Genomic DNA, 21656 nt, shown 5'->3' with positions numbered 1-21656 from the left:
GCCGTCGTGGTGGCACGGAGGTTGCAGAAAAGGAACAACATGCCTCGACCGATGGCGATCGTCCTCATCTTCCCGGTCGCCGTTATCGTGGCGGCTTTGACAGCCTGGAGTTCCCTCGCCCTATGGTATCGCCTACCCCTGCCTGATGGCGGGCGGGCGATCGGCGCTGGCGTCTTCCTCCTCTTCGGTCTCTTCTCTGTAGCGGCGCTTGCCAGCCGGCTGCGCATAAAAGCACTCCTTTCGTTCGCGATCGTCTTCGCGCTGGTTCTCTTCTGGTGGAACTCGATCAAGCCGGAAGCCAACGCCGCATGGGCGCCGGATGTCGCCCGCCAGGTCACGGGTCGTCTCGACGGAAATTCGCTGACCTTGACCGATGTCCGGGACTTCGAGTGGCGAAGCAATTCCGACTTTACCGAGCGCTGGACCACGCGAACCTACGATATGAGCAAGGTGAGGACCGTCGACCTGTTCATGTCATACTGGGCGGGGCCGAAGATCGCGCATGTCATCTTCAGCTTCGGCTTCGAAGGCGGCGAACAGCTCGCCTGGTCGATCGAGGTGCGCCACAAGGTTGGCGGTGGGTTTTCTCCCCTTGCCGATCTCTTCAAGAACGACCCGCTGGTGGTCGTTGCCGCGGACGAACGCGACGTCGTCGGCGTCCGCTCCAATGTGCGTGGCGAGGACGTCCAGATTTACAGGCTCAGAGCCAGTGCCGAGCAGGCGCGCAACCTGCTGCTCGAGTACGTCGCCGAGGCCAATGCGCTCGCCCGGACGCCGCAGTTCTACAACTCGATCACGACGAACTGCACGACGACCGTCGCCAAGCTGATGCGGGTCGCAGGAGACAAGGTGCCGTTCGACTGGCGGCTGATCGTCAACGGTTATCTTCCCGACTATGCCTATGACCGGGGAGCCGTCGACACGTCGATGCCGCTCGACCGCCTGCGGGAGATTGCCAAGATCGACGTGCGGGCGCGGGCGGACGGATTGTCGCCCGACTTCTCGAAGGCAATTCGTCTCGGCGTGCCCCTCCCCGTCGTCGTAGCTACGCCGTAACGTACAGTAACATACGCCGGGAATCGCGATGATTGAGGCATGGTCCGCCCTGTCAGGAATTCGTTGGGCGAAATTTCGCCTATGCCCTTAACCAGGACCGCACTCATGAACCTCATCAAGCACTTTCAGAACGTCACCGCGGCTGCGGCCGTCCTGATGATGGTGGCCGCACCAATGCTCGCTCCGACCCCGGCCGAAGCCCGCCGTGCGGTGGTCGGCTGCGGAGCAAGAGGATGTGCGGCCGTCGGCAATCGCGGCGCCGTCGTGGTGCCTCGCGCGCCCGTCAGGCGCGGCGTCGTCGTCGTGAACCCTCGCCGCTATTGGCCCGCCGGGGGTGCGATCGCGGCTGGAGCCGCCATCGGCTTCATCGCGGGCGCCGCGGCGGCCTCGGTCGCCGGAACGCCGCCGAAGCCCGGCATGTGCTGGTACTATACCGATAGCACCAAGAAGACGGGTTTCTGGGACGTCTGCCCACGATAGCGATCGCCGTGAGCAGCGAGCACGGCTAATCGATTTCAACAGGGGACTTGAGATTGTTTGCTTCGTTGACTGCTGGTCGTATCCGGCGACTTCTTCCATGCCTCGCGCTGGTCCTGCTCGCTGGCTGCGGCGGACATCCGAAGGGCGTACTCTCCCCCGTTGCGGACACCGCGCCGGATACCAGTCGCGTTGACATGCTCGTCGCGACCACGCGCGCCCGATCGACTGTTCCAGGCGAGATGTTCACGGGCGAGCGCGCCCGGACGCCGTCCTTTGCGCAGATGAGGGTTTCACTGCCCAAGGTCCGCAAGGAGGGCGACGTCGCCTGGCCAAGGAAGCTGCCTTCCAATCCGAAGACCGACTTCGCCACGCTGAAGGCCGACGAGCTCAGCCTCGAGGGGGCGAAAGACTGGCTGAACGCCTCGGTCAAAAGGAACCGCGACCAAAGCGTGCTGGTCTTCATCCATGGTTTCAACAACCGCTTCGAGGATAGCGTCTACCGCTTCGCTCAGATCGTCCACGATTCCGATGTCCACAGCACGCCGGTCCTTGTGACCTGGCCATCGCGCGGCAGCCTGCTCGCCTACGGTTATGACCGCGAGAGCACCAACTACACGCGCAACGCGCTCGAGACGCTGTTCCAGTATCTCGCCAAAGACGGGACCGTGAAGGAAGTTAACGTGCTCGCCCACTCGATGGGCAACTGGCTGGCGCTGGAAGCGCTCCGGCAGATGGCGATCCGCAACGGCGGTCTTCCGGCGAAGTTCAAGAACGTCATGCTGGCAGCTCCGGACGTCGACGTCGACGTCTTCCGCTCGCAGATCGAGGACATGGGCGAACCTCATCCGCAGTTCACGCTTTTCGTCTCGCAAGACGACAAGGCGCTTGCCTTCTCGCGGCGGGTTTGGGGCAACATCCCACGGCTCGGTTCGATCGATCCGGAAACCGCGCCGTACAAGACCGAACTCGCCGACTACAAGGTCTCGGTGATCGATCTGACCAAGATCAAGGTCAGCGACGACCTCAATCACAGCAAGTTCGCGGAATCGCCGCAAGTCGTCCAGCTCATCGGCGCGCGGCTGTCCGAAGGGCAGACGCTGACCGACAGCCGGGTCGGCCTCGGCGACACGATCCTTGCAGGGACGACGCATGTGGCGGCGGCGGCCGGAAGCGCCGCGGGCCTCGTACTGACCGCCCCCGTCGCCGTGCTCGACGCCGATACTCGCAGCAACTACGCCAATCATGTCGGCGGTCTGACCGGACAAGACGGCGGCACGCAGAAGATCGCGGTCAAGAACTGCGCTGCGACGCCGGCCGACCGGGCGTGCCGGAAGCAACGATAGCAGGAGGCGCCGGCTTGAAGTTCGGCCACGCCTGGCACGCTCTTCGTCATGCCCGTTCATCGCCGTCATCGTCCCCAATCGGTTGCCCGGCCCATAGGTGATCCGTCTTGAAACATCTTTCAGGTAGACGAAACGCTCTTCGGGAGTTAGGTTGCATCAGGGGATTTCAATACAAGCTGTAACTGTCGCGCATATGCGAGACGGATGGGGAGCATCCAATGCAGACCTCGGTGCCTACGCCTGACGATCGGGGCGAGCGCCCCTGTCCGACCGATGAGGAGGTCAGGACGCAGCTTGAACGGATTCTATCCAGCGGCGAGTTTCCCAACGCCGGACGTGGCCCTGCCTTCTTGAAGTATGTCACCGAGGAGACGCTTGCGGGCCGGGCACAGCGTCTCAAGGCGTATTCGATCGCCATCGAAGTGTTCAGCCGAAGCGCGGGCTTCTCTCAGGAAGATCCGGTCGTCCGCATCGAGGCCGGACGTCTGCGCCGGGTCATCGAACGCTACTATCTCGTTGCAGGCCAGCGCGATCCGATCCGCATCGACATTCCCAAGGGCGGCTACGTACCGACCTTCACGTGGAACGACCCGCCGACGAAAGCGGCCAGGGATGTGCCGAACGAAGACGTCGCCGAGCGCCGGGTTATCGCGTGGCGGCGACGCGCCTTGCCCATGCTGGCCGCGCTCGTGGCATTCGTCTGCGCGGCGCTTGGCTACTACGCGGGCGTTCTGACGGGGCCGAGCACCGGTCGTTCCGCCGGGCAGGTTCCGGGCGAGCCGACCCTTGTGATCGCACCTTTCGCGGATCTTGGCGACGGCCCCCAGGCTGCACGCTATGCCGCCGGGCTGACCGAGGAGCTTCTGACCGCCCTTCCCCGCTTCAAGGAGATCACCGTCTTCGGCCGCGAGACGTCGAAGGCACTGCCTCCAGGCGTCGAGCCGTCGCAGGTGCGCGAGGGACTTGGCGTGCACTACCTTCTCACGGGCGGGGTCCGCGTCGCGGGCGACAAGATCCGCGTGACCGTGCGTCTCGTCGACACCTCCGAAGGATCCATCCTGTGGTCGCAGCACTACGACGAGAACCTGGACACGCACGAGCTATTCGTTATTCAGACGGATGTCGCGAGCAAGGTGGCGACGGCGATCGCCCAGCCTTACGGCATCATCGCGAAAACGTTGGCGGCCAACCCGCCGCCGGACGATGTCGGCGTCCATGACTGCACGTTGCGCTTCTACACCTACCGCGAGGAGCTGAACCCGGAAGCGCATCTGATCGCGCGCGATTGTCTGCAGAACGCCGTGGCGCGTTTCCCCGCCTACGCGACCGCTTGGTCGATGCTCTCGTTCATCCATCTCGACGAGGGCCGGTTCGAGTTCAATCCACAGAGTGACAAGGGTCCCGCGATGGAGCGAGCGCTGGGTTCGGCGCGGCGGGCGGTCTCGCTCGAACCCGACAACACGCGCGCCCTGCAAGCGCTCATGACGGCCCTATTCTTCAACAACGAGACGAAGGAAGCCTTCGAGGTCGGCGAAGCGGCGCTCGCCGCCAACCCGAACGACACGGAGTTCCTCGGGGAACTCGGAACGCGCGTCGCGTTCTCGGGGCAATGGAAGCGCGGCGCGGACTTGCTGGATCGTGCGATCGAGCTCAATCCGGGCGGAGCCGGATATTACTTCGGTACGCGCGCCCTGATCGCCTGCATGCTCGACGATCATGAGATGGCGGTGCGGCTGATCCGTAAAGCCGACCTGCAGAAATTTCCGCTCTTCCATGGCGTTGCCGCGGTCATCTACTCCGAGGCCGGGCTGCTGGCGGAGGCGAAGCGCGAGGGCGAGGTGTTCATGAAAATGCGCCCTGACTATCTGCCCAACATCGTGGCCGAGAACCGGAAGAGAAACCTACCGCCGAGGGACAGCATGCGCATGATCGCAGCGCTTCGGCGGGCTGGACTGCCAGTGCCGAGCGCGACCGATATCGAAGCCGAGTTCAGGGTCTCCGACGCCTCATACGGTCCGTGAAGGCCGTACGCTACAGTAACATACGTTTCTTCTTCCGGCTCGTTCCTTCATTCTTCCGGCGCATGACCCAGACTGGCTCACCGCCAGCCTCGGCATCGGATGGAGACAGAGCCAGTGGTCAAGACCGCATCGACACGCACCCTGCCGCTGAAGAGGTCCCTGACGCTCGCCGTCGCCGCGACCCTCGGCATGGGGGCGCCGGCCTACGGTCAGGATTCCAGCGCCGATCTCGCCAAGAAGCTTTCGAACCCGATCGCCTCGCTCATCAGCGTTCCCTTCCAGTTGAACTATGACCACGGCTACGGTCCGCTCGATGGCGACAAGGCGACCCTGAACATCCAGCCCGTGATCCCCTTCTCGCTGAACGCAGACTGGAATCTGATCTCCCGCACGATCCTTCCCGTGACCTACCAGAACGACGTCGCCGGGCCGTCCGGATCACAGTTCGGTCTCGGCGACGTCGTTCAGAGCTTTTTCCTGTCCCCTGCCAAGCCCACCGATGGCGGCCTCATCTGGGGGGCGGGACCTGTCTTCCTGATCCCGACCGCGACCGACGATCTGCTCGGCGGCGAGAAATGGGGCGCAGGGCCGACCATCGTCGCGCTGAAGCAGGACGGGCCCTGGACCTATGGCGTACTGGCCAATCACATCTGGTCGTTCGCCGGCAACGAGGACCGCAACGACATCAGAAGCACCTACATGCAGCCATTTCTCTCCTACACCACGCCGACTGCCTGGACGTTCGCGCTGAATACGGAATCCACATACGACTGGAAGGCGCACGACTGGTCGGTGCCGATCAATCTGACCGTCTCGAAGCTGATCAAGGTCAACGAGCAGCCGATCAGCCTCACGGCCGGACTTCGATACTGGGCGGCGGCTCCCGACGACGGCCCCGAGGGCATCGGCGTTCGGCTCGGGCTGACGTTCCTGTTTCCGAAGTAGGCGCAACGAACCGCGGAGAGGTCTACGGCGGCTCCTCCAAACCGGTCTACGCGCAATCTTCTCTGCTACCTCCGCGTGCTCTGACCTCACGCCGCGAACCGAAAGGACGTTTAAATGTTTACGAAACGGGATCTGCTCCGCTCTGCTGCGATGGCCGCACTCGTCGCCGCGACGGCGAAGTCCACCCCGGTGCTTGCGCAGAACAACGTCGAATGGCCCAGCCTGCTTGAGGCGAAGGACATCGCCGAAGAAGGCTTCGTCTACGGCCTGGCACCCGTGATGTTTTATGCGGTCATGCAGGAGTTTGCCGTCGACAGGAACTCCGGACAGTTCAAGGCGCCGTTCAACGAAATCGAAAACCAGCACCATGTCGCCACTCCGGACGATACGGCAGTCATCACGCCGAACAGCGACACGCCCTACTCGATCCTCTGGCTGGACTTGCGTGCTGAACCGATGGTCATCTCGGTGCCGACTGTCGAGAAGGACCGCTATTACTCGGTCCAGCTCATCGACGGCAACACCTACAATTTCGGCTATATCGGCTCGCGCGCCACCGGAAGCGAGCCGGGCTCCTATCTCGTTGTCGGACCCGACTGGAAAGGCGAGACGCCAAGAGGGATCAAGAAGGTCTTCCGATCGACGACCCCGTTCCCGCTCGCGCTTATCCGCACCCAGCTCTTCAATCCCGACGACATGCCGAACGTTGAGAAAATTCAGGCCGGCTACAAGGCGCAGCCGCTGTCCGCCTTCCTCAAACAACCCGCCCCGCAGGCTGCGCCGAAGATCGAGTTCCTTCCTGCCACCACCGCCGGAATCAAAGAGAACTTCTTCCAGTATCTCGACGCGGCCCTGCAATTCATTCCCGAGACGCCAAGGGACAAGGCGGTCCGCGCGAAACTGGCCACGATCGGCATCGGGCCCGGCAAGACCTTCGACTTCAAGGAACTATCGCTCGAACACAAGGCGGAAATCCTGGTGGCCATGAAGCAGGGCGACGGCAAGGTCGACAAGTGGCTGGCCAGCGGAAACAAGAACATCAACGGCTGGAACGTCGGTGCGTTCTTTGGCGACGAAGCCTTCTACAACGGCGACTGGGTGATGCGGGCAGGCGCCGCAAAGGGCGGTCTCCTTGGCAACGATGCCGTGGAAGCCATGTATCCCTACACCCGGACGGACGCGACCGGTGAACCGCTCGACGGCAGCAACCACAAGTACACCATCACCTTCGCACCCGGCCAGTTGCCGCCAGTGAATGCTTTCTGGTCAGTCACGATGTACGACGGCAAGAGCCAGTTCCTGGTCAAGAACCCGATCAATCGCTACCTCATCAACTCTCCGATGTTGCCGGGGATGAAAAAAGACGCGGACGGCTCGCTCACCCTCTACATCCAGAAAGACAGCCCCGGAGCGGACAAGGAAGCCAACTGGCTTCCAGCCCCGGATGGCACGATCTATCTGGTGATGCGCCTGTACTGGCCGAAGACCGAAGCGCCGTCGATCCTGCCGGCCGGCGCGGGCAGTTGGCAGCCGCCGGGAGTCGTGGCGGCGCAATAATTATCCCGAACATGAATTATCCCAACCATACCGATGCGTGGCGTCGGATGTCGATGAGGAAAGAGCTATGATACACGTGACGAGACTGCTCTGCGCCACCGCCGCGGTGGTGCTGATGGGCTTGGGCGCCGCTTCGGCCGAGTCGCAGACCTACAAGATGACGACGCCTTTCGCGCCGGGCGTTGCCGTCCCCGACGAGGTCGAGTCCTCCATCGGGACGCTGAAGCTCGACTACGGCTATCCCTCTGCGGATACCGTCGACAAAATCTACGACAATCTGGACCGGTCGCGTGCGCTCCAAGCCTATCTGCTGGGCTTCCCGATCGTCAATCAGGCCGGCATGCGCCAATCATTGCGAGAGTTCGGCCCCGATAACCAGACCAACGTGATCTGGGAGAACCTCGTCGATTCAAAGACCGTGGAACTGACCGCCAACGACAACACTGTCTACAGCTTCATCTGGCTCGACACGAGCAAGGGGCCGCTGGTGGTCGAGATTCCGCCCAAGGTACTCGGGCTGATCGACGACTTCTGGTACAAATGGGTTGCCGATGTCGGCATTACCGGGGCTGACAAAGGCGAAGGCGGCAAGTACCTGATATTGCCGCCCGGCTACAAAGGCGATGTCCCGGAAGGCTATCACGTCGTACGTCCGAGCACCTTCGGCAACTGGATGCCGTTCCGCTCGTTTCTGGTCGACGGTTCGCCCAAGCCCGGCGTGGACTCGGTGAAGAAGACGCTGAAGATCTACAACCTCGCGGACGCGGCCAACCCTCCGCCCATGAAATTTGTCAACGCATCGGGCAAACCGGCGAATTTCGTTCCGCCCGCGGACTATGAGTTCTGGTCCCTGTTGAACGAAGCCATCCAGGAAGAGCCGCCCGAAGGTTCTGATCCCACCACGCTCGGCCTGTTCGCCTCGATCGGCATCGTCAAGGGCAAGCCCTTCAATCCTGACGAGCGGATGAAAAAAATCCTCACCGACGCCGCCAACTTAGGCGCCGTCACCGCGCGGACGATCGCCTTCAAGATCCGCGGCGAAGACGCCTACTTCTATCCGGACAGCGCGTGGAGGCTGCCGTTCTTTGGCGGCTACAAGTTCGAAGTCGCGCCTGGCGTCAGCAATCTCGATGGCGCTGCGTTCTTCTACTTCTTGGCCACCGGCGTCACGCCGGCGATGGAAGAGAAGATGGTCGGCCAAGGCTCGCAATACCCATGGGCAGCTCATGACTCCAAAGGCAATCCGTTGGACGGCGCAAAAAACTACAAGCTGCGACTGCCGCCAAATATCCCGGTTAAGGATTTCTGGTCGGTCATCGTTTACGACAACCAGACCCGCTCGATGGTGCAAACCGACCAGCAATTCCCCAGCGTCAGCAGCCAAAGCAAGGGCGTCACGGTGAATGCGGATGGCTCTGTGGACATCTTCTTCGGACCCAAGGCTCCCGCGGGCATGGAGAACAACTGGGTGCAGACGATTCCCGGCAAAGGCTGGTTCACACTGCTTCGCCTCTACGGCCCGCTGGAACAGTGGTTCGACAAGACCTGGAAGCCGGGCGAGATCGAACTCGTCCCCTGACAAGTGGATACCGGGACCATGGGGTGCAGATCCCATGGTCCCTGAATTCCCATGGTCCCTGAATATAGCGAATAGATCGCCTGTCACAGTGGAACGACTGCCGCTCAAATCGGCACAATTCAAATGAGGAGGTTTCAATGCGCAGTTGGACTGGACGTACCGGATTGCAGCCGATCAGCCTGACGGCCAATACCGGGCGGCGGCCCGGGGGCCTGCCGGTCGGGTCGGCTGACCTTCCTGTTCCAGTAGTCGCATAGCATCGTCAACACCGACACGGAGTCAACGCAAGTACCCCAACACTGGCTCGCTCGAACAGACGAGCGGATTCTTGAGGAGAACCGCAATGAGGTTTCTATATGCTGCCGCACTGGCCATGGTGGCCCTTTGGCTTTCTATCGCCCCCGCCGGGGCCCAGAGCGTCACCGGCACACTCGGCTCGCCTAGCGCCACGACGACGATCGACGGCAAGCAATTGCCGGCGCCCGACCCGGCATTTGGCGGCGTGATCAAGGACGATGCCCTTCAGTCGAAACCCTGGTGGGCGCCCCGCATCGTGCCGACGGAGGCCGCCCCGAACGTGCTCCTGATCATCACGGACGACGCCGGGTTTGGCGTGCCGAGCACCTTCGGCGGCGTCATTCCGACGCCGACAATGGAGCGCATCGCAAATGCGGGACTGCGCTACAACAACATCCATTCGACAGCACTGTGCTCGCCGACGCGGGCGGCGCTGATCACCGGGCGGAACCATCATTCGGCTGGGTTCGGCGTGATTTCCGAGCAGTCGACGGGCTTCCCCGGCTACAACAGCATCATCGGCGAGGACAAGGCCACAATCGGGCGGGTTCTACTCGACAACGGCTACGCCACGTCCTGGTTCGGCAAAGATCACAATGTGCCGGCATTTGCCGCAAGCCAAGCGGGACCGTTCGATCAATGGCCGACCGGCATGGGCTTCGAGTACTTCTATGGGTTTATCGGCGGCGATGCGAACCAATGGCAGCCGAACCTGTTTCGCAATACCACCCAGATCTATCCCTTCGAAGGCAAGCCGGGTTGGAACCTGGTCACGGCGATGGCCGATGACGCCATCGATTACGTGACTCGCCTCGATCAGACGATACCGGACAAGCCGTTCTTCATCAAATACGCCTCCGGCGCCACGCACGCGCCGCACCACCCGATACAGGAATGGGTGGACAAGATCCATGCGATGCACCTCTTCGACGACGGCTACGAAAAGCTGCGTGAGCGGATCTTCGAGAACCAGAAGAAGCTCGGCGTCATCCCTGCGGACACACAGCTCGAGCCGTGGCCGGCGGACGTTCTCAAGAACTGGGACGACCTGACCGCAGATGAGAAGAAGCTGTTCATCAGGCAGGTGGAGGTCTTCGCCGCCTACGCCGCCTACAACGACCATGAGATCGGCCGTGTCGTCCAGGCGATCGAGGATATGGGCAAGCTCGACAACACCCTGATCATCTACATCAATGGCGACAACGGCACGAGCGCCGAGGGCGGTCCTCTCGGCACGCCCAATGAGGTCGCCTTCTTCAACGGCATCAACAAGATGCCGGTCGACGTGCAGATGAAGTGGTACGACGTCTGGGGCACCGAGCAGACCTACAACCACATGTCGGCGGGCTGGTCCTGGGCCTTCGACACGCCCTTCACCTGGTTCAAGCAGAACGCCTCGAAGCTCGGCGGCGTCCGCCAGAACATGGCGGTCTCCTGGCCGGCACGGATCAAGGACAAGGGCGGCCTTCGCGGGCAGTTCATGCATGTGATCGATGTTGTGCCGACCATCCTCGAGGCAACCGGCATTCCCGCGCCTGAGACTGTGAACGGCATCAAGCAGGCGCCGATCGAGGGCACGAGTTTCGCCTACACGTTCGACAAGGAGAACACTGACGAGCCGTCCCGCCACAAGACCCAGTACTTCGAGATGATGGGGCAGTGGGCGCTATACAATGACGGCTGGCTGCTCAGCACCAAGGTAAACCGCGCGCCGTGGGACGCGTTCGGTCCAGCCAACAGCGACCCGCTCAATAACCAGGTGCTGGAACTTTACGATCTTACCAAGGACTTCAGCCAGTCCCAGAACATCGCCGAGCAGAATCCCGACAAGGTGAAAGCGATGAAGCAGCTGTTCATCGCGGAGGCGAAGAAATACCAGGTCTTCCCGATGGACGCCTCGGTGGCCGCCCGCATCGTGGCGCCGCGCCCGAACATCACTGCCGGCCGCAGCGAGTTCGTCTACACCCACCCGATGGTCGGCTTGCCGCAGGGTGACTCACCGCTGCTGATCAATACGTCCTACACGATCACCGCCGACATCGACGTGCCAGAAGGTGGTAGTGAGGGCATGATCCTGACGTCGGGCGGCCGCTTCGCCGGCTATGGCTTCTATCTGCTCAAGGGCAAACCCGTCTTCCTGTGGAACCTGGCCGACCTGAAGCGGATCAAATGGGAGGGGCCGGACGCGCTGACGCCCGGCAAGCATCTGATCGAGTTCGACTTCAAGTATGACGGCCTCGGCGCTGGCACACTGGTCTTTAACAACTTCAGTGGCGTCGGCGGTCCGGGAACCGGTACGCTCAAGGTGGACGGCAAGGCGGTGGCAAGCCAGAAGATGGACCGCACCCTGCCGATGATCCTGCAATGGGACGAGAGCTTCGACGTCGGCTCCGACACGCTCACCGGCGTGAACGACGCCGACTACCAGCCGCCGTTCGCGCTGACCGCCAAGCTGAACAAGTTGACGCTCAAGGTGGACCGTCCGGTGCTCAGCGAGGGCGACATTAAGAAGCTTCAGGAAGCCCAGGCGGCTGCGATGGACGGCGCCGCCAGCCAGGCCGTCGCGGTCGACGGCAAGCCGATTCAGCACGTCCAGCCCGGGCCGCATTGATCCGAGCGGCCCCCCAAACTCGCGAACGAAACACGGGCCTGAGGTCAGCCCTCAGGCCCGTCGATCAGGAGAAGGCAAGATGGCTCGACCGAGGTCTCGCTGCAGGTAACGGGATCGATGAGGGCAGGCAGCAAAGATTGCGCGCCCGTTTTCTCTTAATTTCTGTGTTAATCTACAATTTGAAGGATTGTTTGTTTGGCACCGGCAAAACGCCGTCAAAGAGTGAGTCGACCACGGAAGCGAACCGCCCCTGGGATAGATCCTTCGACGTCTCCTGATACGGCTGCCAGATCCGTTTCAAGAATTGGAGTTCTCGCGGCCATTACAATCGTGACGGTGCTCGTCCTTGCTGGCGGCATGTCGTGGCAATTTTTCTCTGGCGAGAGCGGTTCCAGATTCCATCTGGCAGGCGAGGCCGTCGCGCCGGCGACATTCGTCGGGAGCGAAACCTGCGCTGGCTGCCACAACGCGGAAGCGAGTCTCTGGCGTGGTTCGCAGCACAGGCACGCAATGGACCATGCGACCGACGGTTCCGTGCGGGGCGACTTCAATGAAGCGCGTTTCGACTATTACGGCGTGCAGTCGCGTTTTTTCCGCAAGAACGGAAAATTCCTCGTCGAGACCGACGGACCGGACGGCAAGACGGCGATCTTCGAGATCAAGTACACCTTTGGCGTCGATCCGATACAGCAGTACCTGATCGCGTTTCCCGATGGCCGCCTACAGGCGCTTTCGATTGCCTGGGACAGCCGGCCAAAAGAACAAGGCGGACAGCGCTGGTTCCATCTCTATCCGGACGAGCCAATCCGCCACGATGATATCCTGCACTGGACCAGGCTCAACCAGAACTGGAACTTCATGTGCGCCGAGTGCCATTCGACCGGTGTGCAGAAGAACTACGATGCCGCGAACGACCGCTTCGCCACCAGTTGGGCCGAGATTAGCGTCGGTTGCGAGACTTGTCACGGCGAGGGCTCGCGGCACGTTGCCTGGGCGCAGAGCCGGCAAGGCTGGCGGCCGTTCGGCAGGGACGAAGACCCGAAGATGGGGCTCGCGGTCCGCTTCGACGAGCGCGTTGGCGTCAGCTGGACGCCGGATGCCGTGACCGGAATGCCGCGGCGCAGTGCATCACCACCTTTCTCGCGCAAGGAGGTCGAGACCTGTGGCCTCTGTCACGCACGGCGCGGTCAGCTCTCCGAGGACTGGGTTCCAGGATCGTCGTTGTCCAACACCCATCGCGTCTTGCCGCTTGATCGCGGGCTGTTCCATGCGGACGGACAGATGCGCGACGTCGAGGAGACCTACAACTACGCCCCCTTCAAGCAGAGCAAGATGTTCGGGATGGGGGTGACCTGCAGCGACTGCCACGATCCGCATAGCGCCGCATTGCGCGCGCCGGGGGACGGCGTCTGCGCGCAATGTCACGCGCCCGACACCTATGAGTCCGTAGCCCACCGCCATCATGGCGGCGTGAACCCGCCGCTTTCCTGTGCGTCCTGTCACATGCCGGCGCGCACCTACATGGGGATCGACCGCCGGCATGATCACAGTTTCCGCATCCCGCGGCCGGATCTCTCCGTCAAGCTTGGCACGCCCAATGCCTGCAACGATTGCCACAAGGACAGGCCGGCCGAATGGGCAGCGACCGCCGTAGAGAACTGGTTCGGCCCGGACCCCAAGGGGTTTCAGCACTATGCCGCGGCATTTCAAGCTGCGTGGACGGATCATCCGGACGCCGACAGGCTTCTTGCGGCCGTTGCCTCCGACGCGAGCTCCCCGGCCTTCGCCCGCGCCAGCGCATTGTCCGAGTTGAGAGCGTATGTGTCTGGCCTCAACGTCGATCTGGCGCGATCCGGCCTGTCGGATCGCGACCCGATGGTGCGGATCGGCGCGCTCGACATGCTCGAAGGCGTGCCCGTCGATCGGCTCTGGCCCTTGGTTTCGCCGCTTCTCTCCGATCCAGTCCTCGGCGTGCGCCTCAGGGCTGTCTCCCTGTTGGCGGCAGTTACGACAACGCGGCAGCCTTTAGCCGACCGCGCTCGTTTCGATCACGCATCCGAGGAATTCGCCGCCGCCCAGCGCATCGCTGCCGATCGCCCCGAGGCAAGGAGTGCGCTGGGTACGTTCTTCGCCCAGCGCGGTCTGGTTGCGGACGCCGAAAGCGAATACAGGGCCGCGCTGAATCTGAGCCCGCAGTTTGCGCCGGCGGCGGCCAATCTCGCCGATCTCTACCGTCAGCTTGGGCGAGACGCCGATGGCGAACAGGTGCTGCGTGGCGCGCTCGCGGCGTCACCGAAAGACGCGGGCATCCATCACGCGCTCGGCCTTACTCTCGTGCGGCAAAAGCGGCTCGGTGAGGCTTTCGAGGAGTTGCAACAGGCCGCCGAACTTGCGCCCGAGCAGGCCCAATATGCCTACGCCTACGCAATTGCCTTGCATTCGGGCAGCCGCACCGGCGATGCGATCGCGGTGCTCAAGGCGAGCTTGGTGCATCACCCACGTGATAGGAACACGTTGGTGGCACTGACGACGCTCAGTCGCGACGGTGGCGATCTCGCCGCCGCGCTTGACTATTCGGAACGATTGCTGCGGCTCTCCCCGGACGATCAAAACCTCATTCGCTTCATTCAAGAACTTCGCCGAATGACGACCTCCGGGCAATAAGGCGTTTCAGGCTCATGCGCAGATCAGTCAAAAGGTCGAGGGTGGAGCGACCTAGTCTGTCTTGACCGTGGCGCAAGACATGCCGCACAAATCCGCCAGATCAGGAAGTTTCCACGGCTGGGCCGGATCGGCAAGCATGACGGCGATTGCCGCAGCAAATCTTGGATGGCCCGCCAGTCGGATTAGCTCGCGGCGCGCAGCACCAGTGTGAACAGGGCCGAAGCAAGCGCGTTGAGAACGGCGCGTCCTCCTGCTCGGTCACCGGCGGACCACATTCGCATCAGCCCCAACAAACTGGCGAGTTGATCGGTTGCAGATCCGATAGCGTGTTTCCGACACCGTCGATCGTGCGTGCCACAATATTTGTAGGCAGATAATTGCGGAGCAGTCGATCATGGGGGCGGAGCAATCAAGAATCGGCCACACAACATGTCGAGTTGCTCGCCCTGACCGTCGTTTGTCGCTCGGCATCCATCCGGCAGACCCTTGGCGCTGCTGGGTGGGGATCGGCGTTTGCGCGCTACCGTCGTGAAGCATATGCGCTGCACCGTCAGGCAGTAGCCCGATATCTCTACTTACAAGCTCGCTCGCTTGTTCTCGTCTCCGGATCCTCGAAAATGGCCCGGCCTTTGACTATGACGCGGTAGGGAATATCGTTCGCCGCCGCCCGGCTCCGCGCCACGGCGCACAGTAGGCACAGCGGATCTCGAGCTGACCGGTTACGATGATGATTTGCAGGAGATGGCTTAGCCAATCGACTTCAGACATTTCGCCTCCCGGAAATGATGAAAACTTATCGCAATAGTACGGTGGTTTTTAGTTGTCGGCCTTGGCCGTCAGCCCATCGCAGCTCTTGGCACTTTTCAGCCGCCATTGCGAAAGTCAGCGATGCCCGCTTTGAACGGTTTTGAACCGTTGGCCAGCTTTATTCGGGCAGAAGCTCTGCTCATATCCCAGTCAAGACAGCAACCACCTCCAGCAAGCGGTGACTTAGGTCAAAACTTTGGCTTCTGCCGCCGCAGAGATAAAGGCCTCCCTGGCCACCTCGATGTGCGCCAAGCTGTTCATAGCCTCGACACAACGGCGTTTAGCGGCGTCGAGGCAAGGGCCGTCGAGAAACGGCCATCTGTGCTCCAGGTAGTCAATCGCCTCCGCTGGACCGTGAATGAATTCGGATGAGCGCCTTCCGATGCGGATGGCGACAGGTGCAGTCCATCGAAGTTCATGTGTGTGGCTGTTTGGGGACATGCAAAACCTCCATGTTTTCCAAGGAGCGTTGTCTGTACATATAAGATGCGCAAATGCTCGTTCAACTTGGTTTAGTAAGGAAACGGACCGGTCGCGTGATCGCCGAAAAAGATTGTCGCGGCGGTGGCCGAGCAGAAACTGATCACTGAGGTGAACATCGGCAGGGCAGGCCGAAGACGCAGGATTAGGCATCTTTGCACGCCTTTCAACGGGAAGGAGCCGGGCGTGCCTTGGGAGCAGAGTAGAAGCTTGGCCCGGGAAGTTATGAAAGAGGGGATGGTCCGGTGTCGGACATCTCCCGAATCAGACGCGCGACGTCATCACCGACGAAAGGCTTTGCAAGGGTGGGAACGCCGACAAAAGAGCGATCAAGGCCTTTGTTGCCGTAGCCGGTGGCAAACGCGAAGGGTATGCCGCGCTCTTTCAAGGCTTCTGCAATGGGGTAGCTCGGCTCGCCATCGAGATTGACGTCGAGGATCGCCAGGTCGAAATCTCCCGTTCGGGCCAGTTCACGTGCATCCTCCAGCCGCGATGCAACAGCTCCGACTTCATGGCCCAATTCCTCTAAGGTGTCCTCCATCATCATCGCCACGAGCGCCTCGTCCTCGACCACCAAAATGCGAAGCTTCTTTGTTTCGGAGTTCATTTTTGTCCAATCGCTTGTGAGGGTGTTCAGGCTACCGGGCCATCCAGCGCAAAGATGATCCCGGATTCTGGGAAGGAAAGCTCTGCACGCGCACCAAGTTCGCGTGCCAGGGCTTGTTCAAGCAGACGACTCCCGAAGCCCTTGCGGGTGGGAGACTTTACGGGAGGGCCGCCATATTCGGTCCACAGCAGGCGAATGCTTCGGTCGCTCTCGGTCCCCTTCACATCCCAATGAACGACAACCCTGCCGGCGCCGGTAGAAAGTGCGCCATATTTTACCGCATTAGTCGCCAGTTCATGAAATGCCATGGACAGGGAAAGAGCCAGTTTCGGCCGCAGACGCAACGCCGGGCCTGAAATCTCGATCCTGTTTGGCGAGTCCGGATGAATGGCGTGGATCGATCGCTCCAGAATTTCATGGATATCGGCACCCTCCCAACTTTCGCGCGTGAGCAGATCATGAGCCCTGGCAAGAGCGACGAGGCGGGTTTCGAACAGTTTAAATGACTGACTTCCACGTTCACCTCGGAACGTCTGGCCTGCCAGCGACTGCACGGTTGCGAGCGTGTTTTTCACCCGGTGATTAAGCTCGTTGACGAGCAGCTGACGGCGCCGCTCTTCCTGCCGACGCTCCGTGATGTCTCGGGCGATTTTCGAAGCGCCGATGATCTTGCCGGCCGCATTTCTCAGCGGAGAAACAGTCAACGAGATTTCGACCGGGGCACCGTTCTTTTTCACGCGGATCGACTCAAGATGTTCAAGGTGCTCGCCGCGGCGGATGCGCGAAAGGATCTCACGCTCTTCGTCCTGACGATCCGGAGGGATAAGAAGGTTGATCGGCCTGCCTATCACCTCAGCAGCTTCATACCCAAAGAGACGTTCGGCACCACTGTTCCAGGTTTGTATCATCCCGTGAATGTCTTTACTGATGATCGCATCGTCAGAGAATTTGACGATAGCCGCCAGGCGCTCGGAATATTCCTCGGCTTTCTTCCGATCCGATATGTCCACCAGCATATTGATTGCGCCGATAAGCTTGCCGTTAGCATCGTGCAGCGGTGTCGGATAGGGGATGAAGGGGATACGCGTGCCGTCAGGCCGTTCTGCGATGGCTTCTTCGCCGCGAACCGCTCTGTCTTCCTTGAGTGCCACTGCCATCGGACATTCATCATGCGGCAGATAGGTTCCGTCAGGCCGATAGAGCCTCCAGGTGACACACCACTCGTCTCCAACTTGGGGAGTGCGACCAGCCATTTCCACGGCAGCCTTGTTGAAGAAGGTTATGCGGCCCTTTGCATCCGTCGTGTAGACCGCCGCCGGCAAAGCCTCAAGGAGATCGCTGAGATGTTTTTCATTCTCCCGAATGCGATCTTCCATATATTTGGCTTTCGTGACGTCGATTAGAACTCGCACTCCGTAGCGAAATTTTCGCTCGGCATCACGCACCGACGAGCTATAAACATCAAGGTAAACAGGGGTTCCGTCCGCCATGCTCGCCTGTTTTCGCAAGGCATAGCTGTCAATCCTGCCGGCTACCTGCTGGGCATACAACCCGGCATCCTGGTCGCGATCATCGGGATGCGTGTAGTCAAGGAATGTCAAATTCAACAGCTCTTCCCTGGAACGTCCGAGCATTCGGCACAAGGCGTCGTTTACGCGTAGCAGTCGCCCATCGGCGTCCGCCTCCGCGATTCCGATCGTCGCAGCCTGATAGGTCGCCGCGAGACGCTCGTCGCTTTCACGCCGCGCGCTTTCTGCCTCGTATACATCGGTGACGTCTGTGGTGAAGCAACGGGTATTGAGGAAGCGACCGTCCTGAAACCGGCTGTTTGACGTAATCATGACGTGTTTCGCCGATCCGTCTTTCGCACGCAGGCTAGCGGGATATCGATCGAGCCTTTCACCGCAGCTCAGCTTTCCAAGTATCTCCTCAATGGCCGACGAGTCCGCGTGGAATTCCGCGACATGTCTGCCGATATATTCCTCCGGAGCATACCCGAGGAGGTTGAGCTCGGTCTTGTTTGCCCTCAAGATGATCCCGTCATGACTGACGATATGGAGACCGATAGCGGCGTTCTCGAAGAAATCCTCCAGATCGTCCGCTTTCTGCCGCGCTTCCTCCTCAAGCTGCTTTTGCTTCGAAATGTCCTGGAAACAGTTGATGGCGCCTTGAATCTCACCTCTTTGGTCGCGTAGCGGTCGGATATTGACCAAAGCAATAAATCGGGTTCCGTCAGGTCGCTCGATCGTCACCTCCTCATTACGAGTGGCATGCCCGGTTCTGATCGCCTCGGCCATCGGACAGTCCTCATGAGCGAGTGCGGTTCCATCGACAAGATATAGGCGATGGGAGCCGCAGAAACGCTCCCTGGGATGCTGCAGAGACGGGCGCCTTCCCCACAGCTCCGCAGCTTCGGCATTGTAGCGCATCAGCCATCCGTCACGGTCGCATACATACACGGCGCCGGGAATAGCATCGAGCAAGACCGGCGTCCCACCAACAATCGCTTCGTACTCGGTCAGTGGCGCGATCGCCCGGAGTTCTTCGACATTCGACATTCAGCCCCTGCACTTTCCCATTTACCCAACTCGCTCGCATCTCTCGACCGGACGCTGGACTCGACCCAACTTCTTGTAACGGCTTCAAAGCTAAATGGTTCCATGCCGATCCAACAGCCGCATCTCTGTGTTTAGCAGGTCAGAAACAGCCTGTTGAAAACTCCCCTCTGTCGCGGATCTCTCCCGAGAGCTTAGCAGTTCCCCCACACGGATTCGACATCGGTGAAATACGGATTGCGGCTGCCGTTGCGACAAATATATATCGAGCCGCCGCCGCTGGGCTAACTGCATGGCCTTTGCTAAGGCGGCCGAGCCGGCTCGTCTGGAGGAAGCCCGTCCACGCTCGGATTGTTTTGTTGCACGATTTGCGGCTCGTACGGATCTTTCCGTCGCACCGCGTGCGGATAGTGGCGGCGACGGAGTCGTTCGTCTTGATGAGATCAGAACTCGAAACCCAAGCCCAACTGGCCTAAGAAGCTGATTTTCTTGAAGCTCTGTGGCTTAGCCCCTATTAGGCAACATCAGCTGCTTCTGGTTCCGCATTAATCGGACCAGGATGGGCTCAACGCACAAATTGCTGTAGGCACGACGAAGCGATCTGATCGTATCCCCTAAACTTCTCTGGAGTTATTGTAAGCTTCGTGCTACACATTCTGTGGAAATGTATTGCGAAGGTGGCAAATGCCAACACCTCATAATCCTCCGGCCGCTGTGCGGCGCGCTCTGCGCAAACTTGGCGCAGACATACACGACGCTCGCCGGCGTCGCCGCCTGCCTATGGCTGTCGTCGCCGAGCGTGCCTTTACCTCACGCTCAACGCTTCAAAAGATCGAAGCCGGGGACACTAATGTCAGCATCGGCATCTACGCAGGCGTTCTACAGGCACTCGGCTTGCTAGAGGGACTGAGCCAGGTCGCCGACATCAGAAACGACAGCGTCGGTCAGTCGCTCGCCAGTGCACAACTCCCTAAACACGCCCACCCAAAGCGATCGCCGGGATCGCGTGATGGCTGATTTCGAAGTTCATCTCGACTTACACGGCCGCACACGTCCGATCGGGCTGGCGCGGAGTAATCGGGTGCGTGGTGCCGAGACGATCATGTTCGAGTATGACCGAGCCTGGCTTGAGGACACTGACCGCTTCTCGCTTGAGCCCGCGCTATCCCTGACTCGGGGCGCTTTTGCGCCACCTGCCGGCCGTGCAACCTTTGGCTCCATTGGCGACTCTGCGCCCGATACCTGGGGTCGGCGCCTGATGCAACGCTCGGAGCGGCGTACGGCTGAGCGTGATGGCCGGGCCGTCCGCACACTGGCGGAAAGCGACTATCTGCTTGGCGTCGCGGACGAGACACGGCTCGGCGCGTTCCGCTTTCGCTGGGCTGGCGAGGAGCAATTCCAAGCGCCGGCCCGCGCCGGCGTCCCCGCCCTCATCGAGCTCGGCCGCCTGCTGCAGATCACCGAACGCATCCTGCGCGATGAGGAAACCGACGAAGACCTTCAACTTATCTTCGCACCTGGCTCGTCGCTTGGTGGAGCGCGGCCGAAGGCTTCTGTCATCGATCAACATGGCCATCTCTCGATCGCCAAGTTTCCTAAGGAAACCGACGATTACAGCATAGAGACATGGGAAGAGATTGCTATGCGACTGGCTGAACAAGCCGGCATAGTCACTCCCCTGCACGAACTCATTGACGTCGCCGGAAAGAAGGTCATGCTCTCGCGTCGCTTCGACCGCAATTATGGTGTCCGCCTCCCATTCCTTTCCGCGATGGTGATGATGGGCGCAATGGACGGCGAGCGTGGCAGCTACCCGGAGATCGTGGACGTCCTGGCTGAGCACGGCGCACAGGGAAAAACCGATTCCAAAGCGCTCTATCGCCGCGTCGCCTTCAATGTGCTGATCTCCAACGTCGACGACCACCTGCGAAATCACGGCTTTCTGTGGCTTGGCAAAGGCGGCTGGTCGTTGTCCCCTGCCTATGACCTCAATCCGGTGCCTACCGACGTCAAAGCACGCATCCTGACGACCAACATCGACCTCGATGACGGCACCTGTTCGCTTGATCTGCTGGAAGAAGCTGCCGGATTCTTCTCGCTCACGCTCGCACAGGCACGTGATATCATCAAGGAAGTCGCGACCTCCACCGCGACGTGGCGCGAGACCGCAAAAGCAGTGGGTGCGCGGTCGGCAGAGATCAACCGTATGGCTAGCGCTTTCGAGCACGATGATTTGCAGCGAGCGCTAGCCCTATAAACGAGAACCCTCCTCCAGCACCAAGCTCAACGGGGGGAAGGCGCGAACAAGTTGCCGCGCCAGGACATGCAGGACATTTGTAGGGCAGCCATTTGGGAGAGCAAGGTTGCCGATCCGAGGAAGGCTGGCGAAACTGCCTTCCGTTGGGTCCGCCGGCTCCTGCCAAAACACATCCATAGCACCCCACCATCCTGACCGTCCGCCATCATGGAGCAACTCCAGATTCCAAAGCATGTCGATTGAGCGCGGCGGGCAGTTCGGATTAGAATATCGACCTAGGAGGCTGCTGCAAAACCCTCTGGCTTTTGGGTTGAAGCCATGATTCCCTGTGGTTGCAACAGCGGGGATTGATTTGCATGCGTGGCGGGGATGAGCGGACGGGATCGCTGTTTTCGTA

At 60.9% G+C, this 21656-nt stretch carries 14 protein-coding genes and 1 pseudogene; 11 read left to right on the top strand and 4 right to left on the bottom strand.

The window, feature by feature from the left end; translation table 11 throughout:
- Nucleotides 1-39 precede the first annotated feature (39 nt).
- The 9 genes from V8P77_RS34140 (at nucleotide 40) to V8P77_RS34100 (ending at nucleotide 14553) form a co-directional block, all read left to right on the top strand.
- Entirely contained in the window at nucleotides 40-1056 is a 1017-nt protein-coding gene (locus tag V8P77_RS34140) for an Lnb N-terminal periplasmic domain-containing protein (protein WP_335916709.1), read from the top strand.
- A 105-nt stretch (nucleotides 1057-1161) separates the two neighbouring features.
- Nucleotides 1162-1536, top strand: coding sequence for a hypothetical protein (locus V8P77_RS34135; protein ID WP_335916708.1), 375 nt, complete (start codon nucleotides 1162-1164; stop codon nucleotides 1534-1536).
- 65 nt (nucleotides 1537-1601) lie between these two features.
- Nucleotides 1602-2879, top strand: coding sequence for an alpha/beta hydrolase (locus V8P77_RS34130; RefSeq protein WP_335916721.1), 1278 nt, complete (start codon nucleotides 1602-1604; stop codon nucleotides 2877-2879).
- A 218-nt stretch (nucleotides 2880-3097) separates the two neighbouring features.
- Nucleotides 3098-4900: an adenylate cyclase gene (locus tag V8P77_RS34125; RefSeq protein ID WP_335916707.1), complete on the top strand. Its 1803-nt coding sequence runs from the start codon at nucleotides 3098-3100 to the stop codon at nucleotides 4898-4900.
- Nucleotides 4901-5089: 189 nt separating this feature from the next.
- Entirely contained in the window at nucleotides 5090-5845 is a 756-nt protein-coding gene (locus V8P77_RS34120; protein ID WP_335916720.1) for a transporter, read from the top strand.
- 114 nt (nucleotides 5846-5959) lie between these two features.
- A complete protein-coding gene (locus V8P77_RS34115) occupies nucleotides 5960-7402 on the top strand; it encodes a DUF1254 domain-containing protein (protein ID WP_335916706.1) in 1443 nt (480 codons plus the stop codon).
- Between the two features lie 67 nt (nucleotides 7403-7469).
- Nucleotides 7470-8981, top strand: coding sequence for a DUF1254 domain-containing protein (locus V8P77_RS34110; RefSeq protein ID WP_335916705.1), 1512 nt, complete (start codon nucleotides 7470-7472; stop codon nucleotides 8979-8981).
- A gap of 343 nt (nucleotides 8982-9324) precedes the next feature.
- Nucleotides 9325-11889 carry an arylsulfatase gene (locus V8P77_RS34105; RefSeq protein ID WP_335916704.1) on the top strand — a complete coding sequence of 855 codons (2565 nt, stop codon included), beginning with the start codon at nucleotides 9325-9327 and terminating at the stop codon, nucleotides 11887-11889.
- Nucleotides 11890-12399: 510 nt separating this feature from the next.
- The gene (locus tag V8P77_RS34100; protein ID WP_335916719.1) at nucleotides 12400-14553 is read left to right on the top strand and encodes a cytochrome c3 family protein; all 2154 of its coding nucleotides are present in this window, start codon (nucleotides 12400-12402) and stop codon (nucleotides 14551-14553) included.
- 7 nt (nucleotides 14554-14560) lie between these two features.
- Here V8P77_RS34100 and V8P77_RS34095 read toward each other — a convergent pair.
- From V8P77_RS34095 to V8P77_RS34080, 4 genes and pseudogenes are all read right to left on the bottom strand, one after another.
- Nucleotides 14561-15321 (bottom strand): annotated as a pseudogene (locus V8P77_RS34095) (cupin domain-containing protein); the annotation flags it as partial.
- Nucleotides 15322-15543: 222 nt separating this feature from the next.
- Nucleotides 15544-15801 (bottom strand): DUF982 domain-containing protein, encoded by a 258-nt coding sequence (locus tag V8P77_RS34090; RefSeq protein ID WP_335916703.1) that lies wholly within the window; start codon nucleotides 15799-15801, stop codon nucleotides 15544-15546.
- A 262-nt stretch (nucleotides 15802-16063) separates the two neighbouring features.
- Nucleotides 16064-16447 carry a response regulator gene (locus tag V8P77_RS34085; protein ID WP_335916702.1) on the bottom strand — a complete coding sequence of 128 codons (384 nt, stop codon included), beginning with the start codon at nucleotides 16445-16447 and terminating at the stop codon, nucleotides 16064-16066.
- Between the two features lie 26 nt (nucleotides 16448-16473).
- Nucleotides 16474-19005 carry a PAS domain S-box protein gene (locus V8P77_RS34080; RefSeq protein WP_335916701.1) on the bottom strand — a complete coding sequence of 844 codons (2532 nt, stop codon included), beginning with the start codon at nucleotides 19003-19005 and terminating at the stop codon, nucleotides 16474-16476.
- Between the two features lie 681 nt (nucleotides 19006-19686).
- On the opposite strand from V8P77_RS34080, the gene V8P77_RS34075 reads away from it, so the two are divergent.
- Both V8P77_RS34075 and V8P77_RS34070 read left to right on the top strand, forming a co-directional pair.
- Nucleotides 19687-20019 (top strand): helix-turn-helix domain-containing protein, encoded by a 333-nt coding sequence (locus V8P77_RS34075; protein WP_316030102.1) that lies wholly within the window; start codon nucleotides 19687-19689, stop codon nucleotides 20017-20019.
- Nucleotides 20012-21259: a type II toxin-antitoxin system HipA family toxin gene (locus tag V8P77_RS34070; protein ID WP_335916700.1), complete on the top strand. Its 1248-nt coding sequence runs from the start codon at nucleotides 20012-20014 to the stop codon at nucleotides 21257-21259. Before V8P77_RS34075 ends, V8P77_RS34070 begins: the two co-directional genes overlap by 8 nt.
- The last annotated feature ends 397 nt before the right edge of the window (nucleotides 21260-21656 follow it).

The sequence above is a fragment of the Rhizobium aouanii genome (genome assembly GCF_037002925.1).
Classification (GTDB): Bacteria; Pseudomonadota; Alphaproteobacteria; order Rhizobiales; family Rhizobiaceae; genus Rhizobium; species Rhizobium aouanii.
This window is presented reverse-complemented; position numbering and strand designations above follow the sequence as displayed.

Coding starts and splice junctions, on each gene's coding strand:
- V8P77_RS34085 (WP_335916702.1), bottom strand. CDS start 16,447: ATGAACTCCGAAACAAAGAAGCTTCGCATTTTGGTGGTCGAGGACGAG.
- V8P77_RS34070 (WP_335916700.1), top strand. CDS start 20,012: ATGGCTGATTTCGAAGTTCATCTCGACTTACACGGCCGCACACGTCCG.
- V8P77_RS34105 (WP_335916704.1), top strand. CDS start 9,325: ATGAGGTTTCTATATGCTGCCGCACTGGCCATGGTGGCCCTTTGGCTT.
- V8P77_RS34110 (WP_335916705.1), top strand. CDS start 7,470: ATGATACACGTGACGAGACTGCTCTGCGCCACCGCCGCGGTGGTGCTG.
- V8P77_RS34120 (WP_335916720.1), top strand. CDS start 5,090: ATGGGGGCGCCGGCCTACGGTCAGGATTCCAGCGCCGATCTCGCCAAG.
- V8P77_RS34075 (WP_316030102.1), top strand. CDS start 19,687: ATGCCAACACCTCATAATCCTCCGGCCGCTGTGCGGCGCGCTCTGCGC.
- V8P77_RS34100 (WP_335916719.1), top strand. CDS start 12,400: ATGGACCATGCGACCGACGGTTCCGTGCGGGGCGACTTCAATGAAGCG.
- V8P77_RS34090 (WP_335916703.1), bottom strand. CDS start 15,801: ATGTCCCCAAACAGCCACACACATGAACTTCGATGGACTGCACCTGTC.
- V8P77_RS34125 (WP_335916707.1), top strand. CDS start 3,098: ATGCAGACCTCGGTGCCTACGCCTGACGATCGGGGCGAGCGCCCCTGT.
- V8P77_RS34115 (WP_335916706.1), top strand. CDS start 5,960: ATGTTTACGAAACGGGATCTGCTCCGCTCTGCTGCGATGGCCGCACTC.
- V8P77_RS34135 (WP_335916708.1), top strand. CDS start 1,162: ATGAACCTCATCAAGCACTTTCAGAACGTCACCGCGGCTGCGGCCGTC.
- V8P77_RS34140 (WP_335916709.1), top strand. CDS start 40: ATGCCTCGACCGATGGCGATCGTCCTCATCTTCCCGGTCGCCGTTATC.
- V8P77_RS34080 (WP_335916701.1), bottom strand. CDS start 19,005: ATGTCGAATGTCGAAGAACTCCGGGCGATCGCGCCACTGACCGAGTAC.